Source organism: Mesorhizobium sp. M2E.F.Ca.ET.219.01.1.1, assembly GCF_004016445.2.
Classification (GTDB): domain Bacteria; phylum Pseudomonadota; class Alphaproteobacteria; order Rhizobiales; family Rhizobiaceae; genus Mesorhizobium.
Window position 1 is genome coordinate 244,649 of sequence record NZ_SADT02000001.1, and the last position, 16,694, is coordinate 261,342.

The following is a 16,694-nucleotide window of genomic DNA, read 5'->3' on the forward strand; positions in this document are numbered from 1 at the left end:
ACGGAAAACCGCTCCACACTTTTCCTGGAATTGCTCTTGTCAGCCTGTCCGGCGCGCGACGACGCCGTGGACCAGGGCCATGCCGACCGCGAGCGAGGCGGCTAGGGAACGGAAGCCGCCAAAATCCTGCTCGACCACCTCCAGCCAGGTGTCGGAGAGCTTCACCAGCGGCGAAAAAGTGCTGTCGGTGATGGTGAGGATGCGCGCCCTGCGCTCATGCGCGACCGCGACGAGATCGGGCGTGATCGAATTGTAGGGGCTGAAGGAGACAGCGAGCGCCGCATCGCGCGGCGTGATGCAGCCGACCTGGTCGAGCGCGGTCGAGCCGACATTGTCGACCAGCACATTGCGCACACCCTGCTGCGACAGCGTCAGCGACAGGTAGGTGGTGACGGGAAAGGCGCGCTTGCTGCCGATGACATAGATCAGCTCGGCCGCCGCCAGATGGTCGATCATCGTCTCGAAAGCGGCGATATCGAAATTGTTGCTAATGCGGCCGAGCGAGGCCTGGCAGGCGCCGACCATGCCGTTGAGGAAATGCAGGTCGGCATTCGGCTCCTCGGGCCTGTCCGGGCCGCCTTGCGCATCCGGCCAGGAGCCCTTCATGCGATCCTTGAACAGGAGCTGGAAATCGGAAAAGCCCGAATAGCCGAAGATCTGCGCGAAGCGCACCAGGGTCGACGGCTGCACGCCGGCCTGGTCCGCCACCTGCGCGATCGTGCCCAGCGCCACTTCGCTCGGATGCTGCCAGAGGAAGATCGCCACCTGGCGAAGCCGTTTCGGGAAATGCAAGGTTCCCGACGCAAGCACCGCCCGCAGCTCTTCATAGGTTTGTGGCTTGGTGTAGCCCAGTGCTGCCAGCGAACGGCTTCGCTTTCTCGCAGCCGTTTCAATGCTGTGCGCAAACGGTTCGTCGGCCGTTCGGCGATGGCCGCTCATACGACGTACCCAAAGACGGTTTGAGACACCCGAACCCTCCTCCGGAGGCGGCCCACCAATTGGGCCACGAGAAACGCTAGCGCGGCACGATCGTTTTACAAAACAAAAAATAGAAATATCATTCGAAAAATGACGGTGGACTGCCTATGTCCGCACCACGGCGATACATCGCTGCAACCGGGAGGATAATCTCAATCATGGTCTACGCAACCGCGGACGGAACCACACGCCAACGCCTTCGGGTCGGGATGGTCGGCGGCGGCCGCAATGCCTTTATCGGCGCCGTGCATCGCCTTGCCATGCGGCTCGACGACCAGATCGCGCTGGTCGCCGGCGCGTTGTCTTCGGATCCGGAAAACGCCGCGGCCTCCGCCGCGGAAATCGGCATCGCGACCGAGCGCAGCTATGCCGATTACCATGAGATGGCGAAGGCCGAAGCGGCACGGCCGGACGGCATCGAGGCGGTGGTCATCGTCACGCCCAATCATCTGCATGCGCCGATCGCGACGGCTTTTCTCGAGGCCGGCATCGATGTCATCTGCGACAAGCCGCTGTCGTCGACGCTTGGCGAGGCCGAAGCCTTGGTGGCGTTGACGAAAGCGAGGAAGCGTCGCTTCGTCGTCACGCTCAACAACACCGGCTACGCCATGGTGCGCCAGGCGCGCGAAATGGTGGCGGCGGGCGAGCTCGGCCGCATCGTGTCGGTGCATGGCGCCTATATCCAGGACTGGCTGACCAAGCCGATCGACGCCGAAGGCCAGAAGCAGGCGGAGTGGCGCACCGATCCGGCGCGCGCCGGGCAGTCGGCGGTGCTTGCCGATATCGGCGTGCATGCCTTCAACCTGGCAAGCTTCGTCTCCGGCTTCGAGGCCGAGGCGGTTTCGGCCGACCTGTTCACCGCCGTGCCGGGACGGCGGCTCGACGACAATGCCCATGTGCTCATGCGCTGGTCGGGCGGGGCGCGCGGCACGATCCTCGCCAGCCAGACCTCGCCCGGCCATTACAACGACCTCTCGGTGCGCATCTATGGCGATAAGGCCGGGCTCGAATGGTTCGGATCGCGACCCGAGGAACTGCGCTTCTCGCCCTATGGCGAGGAAACCCGCACGCTGGTGCGCGGCGGCCACGGCGCGACGGCGGAAGCCCGGCGCGTCTCGCGCATGCCAGCAGCGCACCCCGAAGGCTATATCGAGGCCTTCGCCAATTTCTATCGCGACGCCGCCGACATCATCCGCGCGCATCGATCGGGCGGTGCGGTCGATGCCGCGCGGGCAGCACAGGTACCCGATGTGGTCGACGGTGCGCGCGGCGTGAAGTTCGTCGAGGCGGCGGTGGAGTCGAATGCGGCGGGCGGGGCTTGGACGGCGGCGAGGTTTGGGTGAGGCACGCGAAGCATTCTGCGATAAGACGCAAGCCAGGATCTCGATCAATGGCTAGCTTGCGACGCGCAACCGACGAGCTCGAACGAAGCTTCTCAGCGCGTCGGAATCCATCGCATGCCCGAATGCGTAGCCTTGGAGAATGTCGCAGCCAAGGCCTTTGAGCAGACGTGCGTGCTTCATCGTCTCGACGCCTTCGGCAATGATTTCGATGCCCAGGGATTTGCCGATTTCGATGATTGATGAGACGACCTGCCGTTGCGCGGGTGAGTTTACGATAGGATCCACCAACTGGCGATCTATCTTGAGGCGGCGAGGTTGCAATTTGAGCAAGCTGACAATGGATGCATAACCGGTGCCGAAATCGTCGATTTCGATGTCGATGCCTAGTTGCTTGATTTGCTCGACGTTCCACGTGACCAGATCGTCATTGTTGTCGAGGAAGATCGACTCGACGAGTTCAAAGGAGACAGTCCCCTTCCTGATGTTAAGGTCCCGCAGACTCTTCAGCAGTTCCTCATCCTGAAGTCGCCGCGCCGAAACGTTGACCGAAACGCGCGGAATGCCAATTTTCTCCGCTGACCAAACGTCGAAGTCCAAAAGCGATTGCTGGAGGACTTTCCGATCTATCACCGAGACGACGTTCAGTTCTTCTGCGGTCTTCAGAAACACATCGGGTGCCAGAATGCCCTTCTCTGGATGCCTCCACCGCGCCAGCGCCTCAACGCCCACAATCTCCAGCGTCTTGGCGTCAAATTGAGGCTGGTAGAACACGATGAATTCGTTGCGCTCGAGACCAGCTAGAATCTCGTCGGCAATCCGCTTTGTGTTGACGATTTCGCTTTGCAGCTCTCCGCTGAAGAATTCATGCCGGTTGCGGCCCCGCCTCTTTGCCCGGTAGAGGGCAATATCGGCGTTGACCAGCAACTGCTTGGCATCGGCAACCCGGCCATTGTCGATGGCAATTCCGACGCTGACGCCAAAGCGGCATTGATGACCGTGGTAGTAAACCGGTCTGCGCATCTGTTCGATAATGCGGTTCGCGAGCACGGCCGCTTGGTCGACATCCTCATGCACCGTGCAGAGCACGATGAATTCATCGCCGCCGACCCGGGCGACGAAACCGCGGTCGCCGACGTTGGACTGGAGAACGGAGGATGCATGCACCAGCATTGCATCGCCCGCCGCGTGGCCGAGCGTATCGTTGATGTGCTTGAAGCGGTCCAGATCAACGTGAAGCAACGCTGCGTAGCCTCCGCTCAGCCTGGCTTTTGCTGCATAATCCTCCAGCACCTGGTCCAGGTAACGGCGATTGGGCAAATCCGTCAGCGAATCGTGCAGCGCGATGTGCTCTATGCGCGCCTTGGCGGACTCAAGTTCCGTATTTTTCGACTCGGTCAGCTGCTTTGCGCGAACCAGATCGGTGTTCAGCAGAACGTCCGCAGTCACGTCCCACTCGGCACCGACCATTCGAGGGGAATTGTTTGCAGTCTGGTAGAAGATCGCCCTGGAGCGGACGTGGCGAATTTCGCCGTCCGGGCGAACGATCCGGTATTCCGACGAATAGGTGCTGCGCCCGGCCGCGGCATTGTCGAAGTCTGCAAGCGCGCCAGGCAGATCGGCGGGATGAATAGCTCCGGCCCAATCCGAATATCCGGGCGGTCCGCCATCGGGGTCTCTGCCGTATATTTCGTTGACGCGGTCATCCCAGGTCAGATCGTTGGTTTCGAGGTCGTGCTCCCACACTCCGATGGTCGACGCCTCCAAAGCGAGTTCCAGTCGCCGCGACAGCCGATGCAGTTCCCAGTAATTGCGCTGCCTTTCACCAATCAGGCGGCCCGCCGCCAGGAAAGGGATCAAGATCAGTGCCGCCGCCGCCGCCATGATCGCCCGGAGCTGCCATGCGTTGCCGGGCGTGTCGGGCCAACCGCTAGTGGGGACCGCAGCGATCCGCCAGGAGCCCGACGGGACCAGAACGTCGGCCGTCACCGGATTGCTTTTGACGACCCGTTCGTCGCCGAAGAACTGGATTCCGTTTGTGCCAAGGGCATCATTGCCGATGAGTGCGATGTCGATTCCGAGATCCTTGTCGAGAAGACCGCTCGCCTTGTAGAGGCGCTGCACGTCGACGACCGCTGAAACGATGCCCCAGAACCGGTCGGTGTTGCCCGCGCTTTTGACGAAAACCGGAAAGCGGCCGATGAAGGCCCGCCCACCCTGCGCCAGATCGACCGGGCCGGCGAGAATGAGCTTGCGCTCGTCACGCGCACGCAAGGCAGCGGCACGCTGCTGATCGTTCTTGCGGTAATCGAGACCGATGGCCTTCTCATTGCCAGCCATCGGATACATCAAGGAAATCACCAGATCCGGCGCGCCGGCAATGTTGCGAAGCTGGGACTCTTCGCTGAACAGCCTGCTGGCAAGCTCCGCGAAGCGCTGCTGGCCCATATAGGGTTCGGTCGTGACCGCCGCGACCAGTCCCCGCACCAGCTGGAGGTTGCCGTTGATGTTGCCTTCGAGCTTGGCGCGAATGACATTGACCTTGGCCAGGACCTCCGCGCGAGAGGCCTGGTCCGAAACGATCTTGTTCTGATGATCAGCGAATATTGCGCAAACGGCCATGACCACGACCGCGATCGCCGCCGGTATCCTTGCCGGTGAAAGGACGGCTCCCCTCATGCGGCTGTACATGTTGGCAAAAAGAGCCAATAAAGCGAGAATCCCTGTGGCTGTCAGGCTCTCCGGGTGAGCCTCATCAAGGGAATATTAGTTCGCAATAAATTAATTTTAGCCTTCACAGTCTTTAAAATTTTTGTGCCTTCGGACGCTGATACGCGGCAATCGCACGGGAAACTCACCGCGTGATCGAGCTAGTGGCGATCGACCTTCTTCTGGACGATCCGATACGTCCCAACACCGCGCTTGGTCGCACCAATTGAATAGGCCATCGGGATCTTGGGGGCGTTCTCGGGCAGGCCATACATGTCCTTGCCGGCCCGCACCGCGAACGAAAAATGCTTCCAGGAAACCGTGTCGTGCTCGTTGAGAAAATCGAGCGTCAGCCCCGCGGCAATCAGCGCGTTCACCACGTCGCTGATCGGATGGATCCATTCATAATATCGAGGATGCTCTAAGGTTCGTTCATCGCCAGTATAGGTCCGCTGCTCATTCCAGACGAGCGGTCGCGCCACCGGCGTTCGCCAGTCGTCCTTCAATTCGAGGGCGGCAGCCTTGCGATTGCACTGGAACATCAAGGGATGGCCCTCGGCCATGTAGAGCCTACCGCCTGGCCGCAGAAGATCGGCGACCACCCGTGCCCAACGAAATACGTCGTCAAGCCAGTTCACCGACCCCCAGGTGACGTAGACGATATCAAAGGTCCGGTCGAGCGCTTCGACAGCTTCGTATAGCGGCGCTTCGACGAAGCGAACGTCGCTGCCTGCCTTGGACGCGAAATCCCGCGCCGCCGCGATCGCCCTTGGTGAAAAGTCCAGGCCGGTCACGCTGCCCGCGCCGAGATTCCTCAAGCTGATCGTGTCGAGCCCGATGTGGCATTGCAGATGGACGATGTCCTTGCCGAAAATGTCTCCGACCTCACGCGTTTCCAACTCATAGAGATTGGATCCGCCAGCCAGCACATTCTCGATGCGGTAACTACCCGTTTTGTCGGTAGCGTGCAGTTCGGCCCGATCATCCCAATTCAGGAGGTTCGCGTCCAAAAACGGTTCCAAATCGCCCCCCACCTCGATCTCAGCCGCAAGGTTAACAGCTGGTTAACAACCATTGCAGCGTGAGGGCAGGCGCGTCAATCCGCAACGTCGCATTGGCGTGGCGAATGAAAGGCGCGGGAGGCGGGTCCGCCGCCTCCTAGGAGCCTTCAAGGTTGGCGCCGCCTGGGCGTGGAATGCTTGGGCGGCGCGTCGTTCTCATCGGGATTGGGGACCGGCTCCTCATCGGGAAGCCGATCCGGATCCGGCTCGCGCATCGGCTTCGGTTCCGGTATGGGCGGAGGCGTGGGCACCGGCGTTGGAGACGGGTCCGGATTGGGGAGAATTGCCATCGCTTTTTCCTTCCGCTCGGCGCCTTGGCAGGCTCTGCGCGATCCCGACAAGCGGGATGTCCTGCCCGACCTGAAATGATGGAGGCGATCGCCGCGTTCAGACGTTTCGTCGGGGGCGATCGGCGGCGCAAGCTGGCAGAACGGCCGCGCCAGCGGATGGTTCCCACACGATCGCGCCGCGAGATTGCGACAGGTGACGATCAAATGATTCCGCGCGTCCGTTTCGGCTCTTGCCGGCGCCGGTCGGCGCCTTAATTCCCATTGCGGGCGGGTGATTGTCTGTCGATACAGGAGACGGCCGTGAAGCACCAAACCCTTGACCAAATCAACGCCGTTGCCGACGTTCATGCCGAAGCACCGGCTCTCATCGCCAATCGGGGCCAGCGCCTTGAGCGCTGGGCGCAACTTCTCGAACAAAGCCCCAGCCGCCGCCTCACGGCGTTGGCGGGCACCGAATACGCTCCACCCGACGTGCGTGAAAGAATGCGCACCGACGGATCGGCGATCACCGTCGCATTCGAAGATCCGATCTTCCGTGCGCAGGGGCTGCAGGATGACACTTACGGCGAAGCCAAGCGCTTCTTCGAGATGAGCGACTGGCAACTGCATGAGGTTGTCTGCCATTGCCATGTCGGCGCCAACATGCCGGCACGCTGGGCGGCGTCGCGCGTGCGCGCGGCGGTCTCTCCGGGGGCAGGCATTCTTGCGTGGCTGAGAGCTGTGTTCATGCATTGAGGCGGTTCCGCCGGCGGGATCGTTCCGGACTCGACGGTTGATGGAAGAGACGGGGAGGCGCCGGGCTCTCCTCCCCTGTCGGCGATCGGATCTCGTCAGCGATCGATCTCGCCGAAGACGATGTCGAGCGAGCCGATGATCGCCGCGACGTCCGCCACCATGTGCCCGCGCGACAGGAAGTCCATCGCCTGGAGATGGGCGAAGGACGGCGCGCGTATCTTGCAGCGATAGGGAATGTTGCTGCCGTCGGAGACCAGATAGACGCCGAACTCGCCCTTCGGTGCCTCAACCGCGGCATAAACCTCGCCACGCGGCACGCGGTGGCCTTCGGTATAAAGCTTGAAATGATGGATGGTCGCTTCCATGGAGCGCTTCATGGTGGCGCGCGGCGGCGGCGTGATCTTCTGATTGGGCACCGCGACCGGGCCCTGGCCATCGGCTGAGCGCAGCTTCTCCAGGCACTGCCGCATGATGCGCACCGACTGGCGCATCTCTTCCATGCGCACCAGGTAGCGGTCGTAGCAGTCGCCGTTCTTGCCGACCGGGATATCGAACTCCATCTCGGGATAGCATTCATAGGGTTGTGCCTTGCGCAGGTCCCAGGCGGCGCCCGAGCCGCGCACCATGGGGCCGGAGAAACCCAGAGCCCAGGCGTGGTCGAGCGAAATCGCGCCGATATCGACGTTGCGCTGCTTGAAAATGCGGTTGTCGGTAAGCAGGCCTTCGAGATTGTCGCAGACCTTCAGGAACGGATCGCAGAAATCCCAGATGTCGTCCAGGAGCTGGTCCGGCAGATCCTGGTGCACGCCGCCGACGCGGAAGTAATTGGCGTGCATGCGGGCGCCGGATGCGCGTTCATAAAAAACCATCAGCTTCTCGCGTTCGGCGAAACCCCAGAGCGGCGGGGTCAGCGCGCCGATATCCATGGCCTGCGTGGTGACGTTGAGAAGATGCGAGAGCAACCGGCCGATCTCGCAGAACAGCACGCGGATGAGTTGCCCGCGCCGGGGAACCGATATTTCCAGCAGCTTTTCGGCGGCAAGGCAGAAGGCATGCTCCTGGTTCATCGGCGCGACATAATCGAGCCGGTCGAAATAGGGCAGCGCCTGCAGGTAGTTCTTGTATTCGATCAGCTTCTCGGTGCCGCGATGGAGCAGGCCGATATGCGGATCGGCGCGATCGACGATCTCGCCGTCCAATTCCAGCACCAGCCTGAGCACGCCATGCGCCGAGGGGTGCTGCGGCCCGAAATTCAGGGTGAAGTTGCGAACTGCGGCTTCGGTCATGGCGACCTCCGCATGAGTGAGGATCGAAGGACGCGGTCGCTTGGCCGCTGGCCGGTCAGGCCGTCGTCTGGATGATCAGCGTCAGTGTGCCGTCACCGTCGATGTTGGCGGCGACGACCTGCGAGGAATTCAGCCCGTTCGCCTGCAGGACCGACGTCGCCTCGGGCGAAGCATCGACCGAGTTCTGCAGCTTGGCCAACTCCTTGGCGGTCGTCCTGGTGACGATGGCCTCCGCCTGCGCTTTCACTTCCGAAGGCAGGTCCTCGATCGCGACCACGACGATGTTGGTGACGTTCTGGGCGGCATCGTCCTGGCCAGGCTGCGGCTGGTCCGGGACGGGCTCCTGAGCAGGAGGCGGGGCTTGCGGCGGCTGCGGATCGGCGCGTTGAGCAGAAGCGGGCTGCGCCAATGCCATTGCCGACAGCGTCAGGACCATCGTCAGGGTGCGCATCGTCTTTCCTTTCGATCTCGAAATCTGACGACACAACCCCGGGGGCCGGGTGATGGTTCCCCCATCGCAGTCCTCTTACGCCCTGCGCGCAAAGTGCGCGCTGCGCCGCCTGGATAAGAGGGATACCGCGCGGTCGATTGCGAAATCCTCCAGCATCTATCGCCGCGGTGCCAACCGCGTTTGTCGGAAGCGTTTACATTAGCGCTATAATAGGGATACTATGTATCCTTAATATGCGGTGATCGATCGTTCCCGGAAAAAGACCTATGATTTTGAAAAGCCAGGTTGAATGGGCGCTGCATTGCTGCGCCATTCTCTCCGGTCTGCCGGAGGGGCGCTATCTGTCCACCAAGGCGCTGGCGGAACTCCATGGACTTCCGAAGGAATATCTCTCCAAGGCATTGCAGAGCCTGTCACAGGCGGGGCTCGTCGATACGACCCTGGGTCCATCGGGCGGATACCGCCTTGCGAAGCCGCCGGAGCAGGTGACTTTCCTGGACATCGTTGAGGCGGTGGAAGGCGAGACGCGCACCTTCGTGTGCAACAATATCCGTACGAACAATCCGTGCCTGCCTGACGGCTATTGCTACAGCGGTCCGTGCGCCGTCGCGCGCGTCATGTGGGAAGCCGACGAAGCCTGGCGTGAAAAACTGCGAACCGTCACACTGGCGAATCTCGGACGCATGCTCGTGCGGGAAACGCCGGCAAAGCTCTGGAAGGACACTTTCGCTTGGGTGTTAGACCGCGCTGGATGAGCGTGCATCGATACCCTGAGCCGTCGCAGCCAGGCCGAAGACGAGGCTTCCGGCCGGTGCGGCGAACGAAAGGCCCTTTGCCTTGCAGTGGCTGTAGAGGAGGCCGATGATCTCATTGCGGGCCGCTGCCCAATCGGCGGGGTCTGTGATGCGGAACAGCAGGTCGACATCGATCGCAGCCGCATCGATCGTCTTCAAAACGACAATCGGTAGCGGGTCCTTGACGATCCGTGTGCTGCCATCCAGCACGGACCACATCACCTGTTCGACAAAAGTCGGTGTTGCGAGAGCGACGCGCACGCCCAACGTGATCTGGCGCGTGTCGTCGGGACGGCTGAAATTGGTCACCGCTTGTCTGGCCAGCACGCTGTTCGGCACCACCACGACATTATACTGTGCGGTGAGCAGTTTGGCGGAGCGCCAGTTGGTTTCGATGACACGGCCTTCCGCGCCATCCTTCAACTGGATCCAGTCGCCTATCGCATAAGTCCTGCCAAGCGTCAGCGCGATGCCCGAAAAGACATCGCCCAAAGTGTTTTGCAGGGCGAGGCCGAACACGATCGCGACGATGCCCGAGGTTGCGACCAGAGTGCCGACCGGCACGCCGAAAACGAAGCCTATGATGGATAGCGCCACGCCGGGATAGATGACGCCGACGGCCATATCCTGGACGAGATGCGCTTCCCGCGGCCCACGCTTGAGCATGAGCAAGAAGTGGACCAGGCCGATGGTCGTCCATGCCAGGTGCGTCCACCACAGGATCATGGCCGATTTGACGAGCAGCGCGGCGAAGCCCCGCAGATCGGTGTCGTCGATGTGCTGCGGAGAGATGCCGCCAAGATAGAGCACCGAACTCATCCCGACAAAGAAAATTATCTGGACGATCAGCCGGCCTGTCGGGCGACTTCTGCCCTGGAGGTGCCACACGACGATACCGGCGATTCCGAGGATGTTGGTCAGGACAAGCGGCATCGAACCCTCTGCTGAAGCTGCTCAAGCTCGAAGCGCGTCGCTCATCTCGGAGGGGCTTTACAGCTCGGCAATTACGGATATTATCTATCCTTAAGGATAGCTGATATCCTTAATAAAGGGAAGGCTGGTTTGTGGTCGGCCAATCAAGCCGCTCGACCCGACGAACTATCGAACAAGGAGCGTGCCGCAAGAGCGGCGCAAAAGGAGACATCACATGAAAATCGTCATCATAGGGGGAACCGGCCTGATCGGTTCGAAAACCGCAGAACGCCTGCGCAAGCGCGGTCACGAGGTGATCGCGGCCTCCCCCAACACCGGCGTCAACACGATCACCGGTGAGGGGCTGGCAGCTGTGTTGGCGGGGGCTGAGGTGGTCATCGACCTGGCAAATTCCCCTTCCTTCGAGGACAAGGCCGTGCTCGAATTCTTCCAGACGTCTGGGCGGAATCTGATTGCCGCGGAGAAGGCCGCCGGCGTCAAGCACCACGTCGCGCTGTCCATCATCGGGACGGATCGGTTGCCGGACAGCGGCTATCTTCGCGCCAAGGTCGCCCAGGAAAAGATCATCCAGGAAGGCGGCATTCCCTATACGATCGTGCGCTCCACCCAGTTCTTCGAATTTCTCGGCGGCATCGCCAAGGAAGGCACGGTCGGCGATACGACGCGCCTGTCGACGGGCTATCTTCAACCGATCGCTTCGGACGACGTCGCGGACTTCGTGACGGACGCCGCTCTTGCGGTGCCGGTCAACGGCATCGTCGAGATCTCCGGTCCGGAACGCCTGCGCCTGTGCGATTTCGTCGCCCGCTACCTCAAGGCGATCGGCGACACGCGCACCGTCATAGCCGATCCGGAGGCGCGGTATTTCGGAACCAGACTGCAAGACGGTTCGCTCGTTTCCGACGACCATCCCCGCATCGGCCGCGTCGGTTTCGATCAGTGGTTCGCCGCCCAGCCAAAAAAATGACCGCCCCCCGCCCTTCATCCGGCGGCGCCCAACCCGTGAAAGGAAAATCGAAATGATCAAGTCACTCGCCGCCGCCGCAATTCTCACGGCGTTTCTGCCCGCTTCAGCTTTCGCCGACGACACCCCCGGCGGTGGTAAAGGCGCAAAGGTCGCCCTGGTCTACGACCATGAACTGCCGAATGCGCCCGGCAAAAGCATGAAAGGCGTTCTCGTCGAATATGCTCCCGGCGGCTTCTCCGAGGGCCACACGCATCCCCAGTCCGCCTTCATCTACGCCACCGTGCTGGAAGGCGAGATCCGCAGCCAGGTCAATGACGGTCCCGTTACAGTCTACAAGGCCGGCGAGAGCTTTTCGGAAATGCCCGGCGACCGCCACGGTGTCAGCGAAAATGCCAGCAAGGCGAAACCGGCAAAGCTGCTGGCCGTCTTCGTCGTCGACACTTCTCAACAGGAACTGACGTTTCCGATCAGGAAATAAGGGCCGACGCGGTTCATCGCTTCAGTGAAACGGTGAGCCGCTCCCTATCTGTTTTTTGGCGCGATAGCGGATCATCTGGACGCCTGGCCCTTCAGCCGACGCGCATGGTCCGGAAGGTGACGGAGTAGCGGTGTTGTTCGACGGGCGGGATGGAGTGTTCCCACTCGTTCCGCGCCGGGCCGGCCATGAGATAGACGGACCTTGGCTCGACCTCGATCGTTTCACGGTCCCATGCCGCGCCGCTCTTGCGGCGCAGCCGGAAGCTGCAGGACGCCAGCAGGGAAACGCCGGCGACTAGCTCGAAATGCGGCTTATCCTTGTGCCAGCCTATGCCGGCGCCCGGGCGATATTCGTTGATCAGCAACTGCGCGAATTCGCTTGCCGCGATGCCCGCGAATTCGGCGACCTTGGCGCGCAGCGGCAGCATGAAATCCGGAATGGGCGGCGCTTCGAGCAGCTGGCGGCGCTCATAGTCATAGCGCAGGCCGAAGCCGACGACCTGCCTGTTGGCAAGATAGCCGTGAAAGTCGAACGGCTTGAAAGGCAGGTCCTGGATGTTGCTGACCAGTTCGCGCTCTTCGTCGCGGGTGGTCAGGTCCGGCTGGTAGGAGAAGCCTTCGGGCAGGCTTGCGGGCAGCGCAGGCCCGGGCGCACGAAAGAGGTCGCCCTGGCGGGCGCTCTCCTTGGTCGGGCGTTTGGCTGATGACATGCGGGCTCAGATAGGCGATCGGAGCAGGTGTGCAAGGCCACTCCTGCGGAACCTGGCGATGCGTGAAGGGTTGGGTTGGGAACAGGATGCCGGCCATGCCTTCCACCGCAATCCAGAACATTCACTACGATCCATCGAGGCGAGTCCTTTCGGTATGGTTCGTTCCGAGCGGCGACCGCTACGACTATGAGGATGTGGACCCCGAGATCTACATGGCCTTCAAGGCAGCTTTCTCAAAAGGCCAATTCTTCAACGAATTCGTGCGCGATCGCTTCAGATACCACCTCGTGGGAGGTGGACGCCGGCATTGAGCGCCAGGGCGCCGCGTCTTGACGCTGCGGCGCCGTCAGCCCGTCTTGGGCGCGACGATGCACATCACGTGTTCGGCAATCGCCAGGCTGGCAGTCAGGCCGGGGCTTTCGATGCCGAACAAGTTGACGAGGCCGTCGATGCCATGCGTTGCGGCATCCTGGATGACGAAATCGCTGTTGGGGTCGCCTGGACCGGAGAGCTTCGGCCGGATGCCGCTATAGGCCGCCTGCAGGCTGCCATCGGGCAGATCGGGCCAATATTTGCGGATCGCGGCATAGAAGCGCTCGCCGCGCGCCGGATCGACACGGTAGTCGAGCGTGTCCGTCCACTCGACGTCGGGCCCGAAGCGTGCGGCGCTCGCAAGATCGAGCGTAAGATGGACCCCGAGCCCGCCGGGCTCAGGCACGGGATAGACAAGATGTGAAAAGGGCGCGCGCCCGGCAACCGAGAAGTAATTGCCCTTGGCGAAGCGAAGCGCCGGCAGGAACTGCCGGCCAAACCCTTTGAGCGAGCCTGCCAAGGCGACGGCGCCCAGGCCGGCCGCGTTGATGAGGCGCGGTGCGGCGATCTCGAACTGCGCGCCGCTTGCCGCGTCCATCGTCCGCACCACGATCCTGCTCGGCTCGACGCGGCCTGAGACGATGCGGGTGTTGAGCGACAGCGTCGCGCCGTTGTCCTCGGCGTCGCCGAGCAGGCCGAGCATGAGCGCGTGGCTGTCGATGATGCCAGTGGAAGGCGAAAGCAGCGCCTTGGTGCAGTGAAGCGCCGGCTCCAGGGCCTGCGCTTCGGCGGCGGAGACGAAGCGCAAATCGTCAACGCCGCAGGCAGCGGCGCCAGCCTGGATCGAGGCAAGCACGGGGTCCTGGGCCTCGTCGGTCGCGACGATCAGCTTGCCTGCGCGGCGATGCGGGATCGCGCGTTCCGCACAGTAGCGGTACAGCATGTCGCGGCCAGCGACGCAGAGCCGGGCCTTCAGCGACCCTTGCGGATAGTATATCCCGGCATGGATGACTTCCGAATTGCGCGAGCTTGTCTCGGTGCCGATCGCATCCGCAGCTTCGAGGACCAGCGTGTCGAGACCTTGGGCGGCCACGGCGCGCGCGACCGCCAGGCCAATCACGCCTGCGCCCGCGACGATGCAATCGACTTGTTCCATGCTCCAACCCTGCTGCGCCATTAGTTCCGCGACGGTCGCGGCTTGTTGGCGCTATCGATCCCGGCTTCGCGGCTCTTGCGAGCAGCCTTCGCGATGAGGCATCAGCCGCGACAATGCAACGCGGAATTTTTGGATTTCTCAGCGAGGAAGCTCGTCCTATTTCCGCTTTGGACCCCCAAGACAGGACCCACCATGATGGACGCCCGACCGAATTCCCCCGAAGCCCGCGATATCCGCTACCATCTGCATGGCTACACGAATGCCCGCAAGCATCAGGAAACGGGGCCGCTGGTGATCGAAAAGGGCGACGGCGTCTATGTCGAGGACATTGCCGGCAATCGTTACCTCGAGGCGATGGCGGGCTTGTGGAGCGTCGCCGTCGGCTTCTCAGAAAAGCGGCTGGTCGAAGCGGCAACGCGGCAGATGTCCAAGCTGCCTTTCTATCACGACTTTGGCTCGAAGGCGCATTCGCCGCTGATCGACCTGGCCGAGAAGCTGGTGCAGATGGCGCCGGTGCCGATGAGCAAGGCCTATTTCACCAATTCCGGCTCCGAGGCCAACGATACCGCGATCAAGATGATCTGGTACCGCTCGAATGCGCTTGGACAACCGGCGCGCAAGAAGATCATCAGCCGCAAGCGCGGCTATCATGGCGTCACCATCGCCTCGGCGAGCCTGACCGGCCTGCCCAACAACCATCTCTCCTTCGATCTGCCGATCGCCAATATTCTGCACACGTCGACGCCGCATCACTGGCGAGACGCCCAGCCCGGCGAGAGTGAGGAGCAGTTCTCCGCCAGGCTCGCGGACGAGTTGGAGAAGCTGATCCTTGCCGAGGGGCCTGAAACGATTGCCGCCTTCATCGGCGAGCCGATCATGGGCGCCGGCGGCGTCGTCGTGCCGCCCGCCGGCTATTGGGAAAAGATCCAGGCGGTGCTGTCGAAATATGGCATCCTGCTGGTGGCCGACGAGGTGATTTGCGGTTTTGGCAGGACTGGCGAGATGTTCGGCTCGCAGACCTTCGGCATCAAGCCCGACATCATGGTGCTGTCCAAGCAGATTTCCTCCTCCTACCTGCCGATCTCGGCGCTGCTCATCAACGACAAGGTGTTCGAGCCGATCGCCGACGAGAGCGACCGCATCGGCACCTTCGGTCATGGCTTCACGGGCGGCGGCCATCCGGTCGCCGCGGCCGTGGCGCTGGAAAACATCAAGCTGATCGAGGAGCGCGATCTCGTCGGCAATGCGCGCAAGGTCGGCGCACATCTGCAGGCACGGCTGCGCAAGCTCGCCTCACATCCGCTGGTGGGCGAGGTGCGCGGGGTCGGTCTCATCGCCGCCGTCGAACTCGTCGCCGACAAGGCATCCAAGGCGCCCTGGGGCAAGCCGGCGGCGCTCGGCGCGCTGGTCAACGGCTTCCTGCAGCAGAATGGCGTGATCTCGCGCAACATGGGCGACGCGATCGCCTTCTGTCCGCCGCTGATCATCACCGAGGCACAGATCGACGTGCTGGTCGATGCTTTCGAGCGGTCGCTCGACGCCGCCCTGCCGCAAGTTCATCCGCAGGGCTGAAAAGACGATCGGGGACGGCGCCCGATGTCTTGGCGCCCCTGTTGATCGCCAAGCTGCTTATGCGCGTCTCGCCGTCAGTATCCATAATCTGTTCGATCCATGGAAAAATTGTTCGGCGGCGAGCCCTCCAAGGGTCGACGGTTCCTTCTAAGGCGGGTCGGAGTCTATAAAAATTATAGACATTGGACTCTGGTCGTCGACCTACCGAGAAAGTGCCACAGCATGCCCAATCCAACTGTCGTCGGTTTCTCCGGAAATTTCACCCGGCCGTCGAAGACGCGCGGCTTCGTCGAGCATGTCGTCAGGGATATCGCGGTCCGCAACAATCTGTCGGCGAGCACCTATGACATCGAGGATGTCGGAGCCTCGCTCGGCAGCGCCAAATGGGCGCGCGATCTCGATCAGCAGGGCCGCGACGTCCTTGACAAGGTCGTCAACGCCGATGTGCTGGTGGTCGGATCACCGACCTACAAGGGCAGCTACACGGGCCTGTTCAAGCACTTCTTCGATCTGCTCGATCCGACGGCGCTGAGAGGCAAGCCGGTGCTGTTGCTTGCCACCGGCGGCGGCGAGCGGCACGCGCTGATCGTCGAGCACCAGCTTCGGCCGCTGTTCGGGTTCTTCGAGGCGCTTGCCTTGCCGACGGGAGTCTATGCGACGGACAAGGATTTCGCCGACGGCGTGCTTGTGTCCGAAGCGATCCGCAAACGCGCCGCGCAGGCGGTCGAGGAAGCGGGATACGCGCTGTTGCGCCGCGCGGGCGGTCAGCGGGTTGCGGCCGAATAGCCGAAGCCTCTGGCCGCAGGACGTTTCCCGACGGGTGAGGCATAGCCAATAGGCGGCCACCACTGGAACCGCGCCTTGCTCGTGCGAGTAGATCGTGACCTGCTGGCCTTTGGGCATATGACGATCTCGCCCGGTCC

The 16,694-nt window shown here is 62.3% G+C and carries 16 protein-coding genes; 8 read left to right on the plus strand and 8 right to left on the minus strand.

The annotated features are described in order from the left end of the window. Nucleotides 1-39 precede the first annotated feature (39 nt). Entirely contained in the window at nucleotides 40-939 is a 900-nt protein-coding gene (locus tag EN862_RS01085) for a MurR/RpiR family transcriptional regulator (RefSeq protein ID WP_127864063.1), read from the minus strand. A gap of 197 nt (nucleotides 940-1,136) precedes the next feature. On the opposite strand from EN862_RS01085, the gene EN862_RS01090 reads away from it, so the two are divergent. Then, nucleotides 1,137-2,321: a Gfo/Idh/MocA family oxidoreductase gene (locus EN862_RS01090; protein ID WP_127864064.1), complete on the plus strand. Its 1,185-nt coding sequence runs from the start codon at nucleotides 1,137-1,139 to the stop codon at nucleotides 2,319-2,321. Nucleotides 2,322-2,372: 51 nt separating this feature from the next. Here the strand turns inward: EN862_RS01090 and EN862_RS01095 are convergent, their stop codons facing one another. Continuing rightward, the gene (locus tag EN862_RS01095; RefSeq protein WP_189401103.1) at nucleotides 2,373-4,997 is read right to left on the minus strand and encodes an EAL domain-containing protein; all 2,625 of its coding nucleotides are present in this window, start codon (nucleotides 4,995-4,997) and stop codon (nucleotides 2,373-2,375) included. Between the two features lie 191 nt (nucleotides 4,998-5,188). Continuing rightward, nucleotides 5,189-6,061 (minus strand): class I SAM-dependent methyltransferase, encoded by an 873-nt coding sequence (locus tag EN862_RS01100; RefSeq protein WP_245519459.1) that lies wholly within the window; start codon nucleotides 6,059-6,061, stop codon nucleotides 5,189-5,191. A gap of 617 nt (nucleotides 6,062-6,678) precedes the next feature. On the opposite strand from EN862_RS01100, the gene EN862_RS01110 reads away from it, so the two are divergent. Next, a complete protein-coding gene (locus tag EN862_RS01110) occupies nucleotides 6,679-7,113 on the plus strand; it encodes a hypothetical protein (RefSeq protein WP_095819542.1) in 435 nt (144 codons plus the stop codon). Between the two features lie 95 nt (nucleotides 7,114-7,208). On the opposite strand, the gene EN862_RS01115 is transcribed toward EN862_RS01110, so the two are convergent. Then, nucleotides 7,209-8,399 (minus strand): NADH-quinone oxidoreductase subunit D, encoded by a 1,191-nt coding sequence (locus tag EN862_RS01115; RefSeq protein ID WP_127864065.1) that lies wholly within the window; start codon nucleotides 8,397-8,399, stop codon nucleotides 7,209-7,211. Between the two features lie 55 nt (nucleotides 8,400-8,454). After that, nucleotides 8,455-8,850 (minus strand): hypothetical protein, encoded by a 396-nt coding sequence (locus tag EN862_RS01120; protein WP_127864066.1) that lies wholly within the window; start codon nucleotides 8,848-8,850, stop codon nucleotides 8,455-8,457. A gap of 266 nt (nucleotides 8,851-9,116) precedes the next feature. Here EN862_RS01120 and EN862_RS01125 point away from each other — a divergent pair, with 266 nt between their 5' ends. Further along, complete coding sequence (locus EN862_RS01125; protein ID WP_127864067.1) at nucleotides 9,117-9,605, plus strand: Rrf2 family transcriptional regulator; 489 nt, start codon at nucleotides 9,117-9,119, stop codon at nucleotides 9,603-9,605. Here EN862_RS01125 and EN862_RS01130 read toward each other — a convergent pair. Continuing rightward, the gene (locus EN862_RS01130; RefSeq protein WP_127864068.1) at nucleotides 9,588-10,577 is read right to left on the minus strand and encodes a mechanosensitive ion channel domain-containing protein; all 990 of its coding nucleotides are present in this window, start codon (nucleotides 10,575-10,577) and stop codon (nucleotides 9,588-9,590) included. The two genes, EN862_RS01125 and EN862_RS01130, sit on opposite strands and share 18 nt — an antisense overlap. A gap of 214 nt (nucleotides 10,578-10,791) precedes the next feature. On the opposite strand from EN862_RS01130, the gene EN862_RS01135 reads away from it, so the two are divergent. Together EN862_RS01135 and EN862_RS01140 are read left to right on the plus strand one after the other, a co-directional pair. Next, nucleotides 10,792-11,544: an SDR family oxidoreductase gene (locus EN862_RS01135; protein ID WP_127864069.1), complete on the plus strand. Its 753-nt coding sequence runs from the start codon at nucleotides 10,792-10,794 to the stop codon at nucleotides 11,542-11,544. A 52-nt stretch (nucleotides 11,545-11,596) separates the two neighbouring features. Next, complete coding sequence (locus tag EN862_RS01140; RefSeq protein WP_127864070.1) at nucleotides 11,597-12,022, plus strand: cupin domain-containing protein; 426 nt, start codon at nucleotides 11,597-11,599, stop codon at nucleotides 12,020-12,022. Nucleotides 12,023-12,113: 91 nt separating this feature from the next. On the opposite strand, the gene EN862_RS01145 is transcribed toward EN862_RS01140, so the two are convergent. After that, the gene (locus EN862_RS01145) at nucleotides 12,114-12,731 is read right to left on the minus strand and encodes an alpha-ketoglutarate-dependent dioxygenase AlkB (protein ID WP_127864071.1); all 618 of its coding nucleotides are present in this window, start codon (nucleotides 12,729-12,731) and stop codon (nucleotides 12,114-12,116) included. Nucleotides 12,732-12,826: 95 nt separating this feature from the next. On the opposite strand from EN862_RS01145, the gene EN862_RS01150 reads away from it, so the two are divergent. Further along, nucleotides 12,827-13,042 (plus strand): KTSC domain-containing protein, encoded by a 216-nt coding sequence (locus EN862_RS01150; RefSeq protein ID WP_127864072.1) that lies wholly within the window; start codon nucleotides 12,827-12,829, stop codon nucleotides 13,040-13,042. Nucleotides 13,043-13,077: 35 nt separating this feature from the next. Here EN862_RS01150 and EN862_RS01155 read toward each other — a convergent pair whose 3' ends face one another. Further along, nucleotides 13,078-14,199, minus strand: a complete 1,122-nt coding sequence (locus tag EN862_RS01155) for an NAD(P)/FAD-dependent oxidoreductase (RefSeq protein ID WP_127864073.1) — start codon at nucleotides 14,197-14,199, stop codon at nucleotides 13,078-13,080. Nucleotides 14,200-14,394: 195 nt separating this feature from the next. Between EN862_RS01155 and EN862_RS01160 the strand changes: the two genes are divergently transcribed. Together EN862_RS01160 and msuE are read left to right on the plus strand one after the other, a co-directional pair. After that, nucleotides 14,395-15,771: an aspartate aminotransferase family protein gene (locus EN862_RS01160; protein WP_127864798.1), complete on the plus strand. Its 1,377-nt coding sequence runs from the start codon at nucleotides 14,395-14,397 to the stop codon at nucleotides 15,769-15,771. Nucleotides 15,772-15,993: 222 nt separating this feature from the next. Next, nucleotides 15,994-16,557 (plus strand): FMN reductase, encoded by a 564-nt coding sequence (gene msuE, locus EN862_RS01165; protein ID WP_127864074.1) that lies wholly within the window; start codon nucleotides 15,994-15,996, stop codon nucleotides 16,555-16,557. Nucleotides 16,558-16,694: the final 137 nt, after the last annotated feature.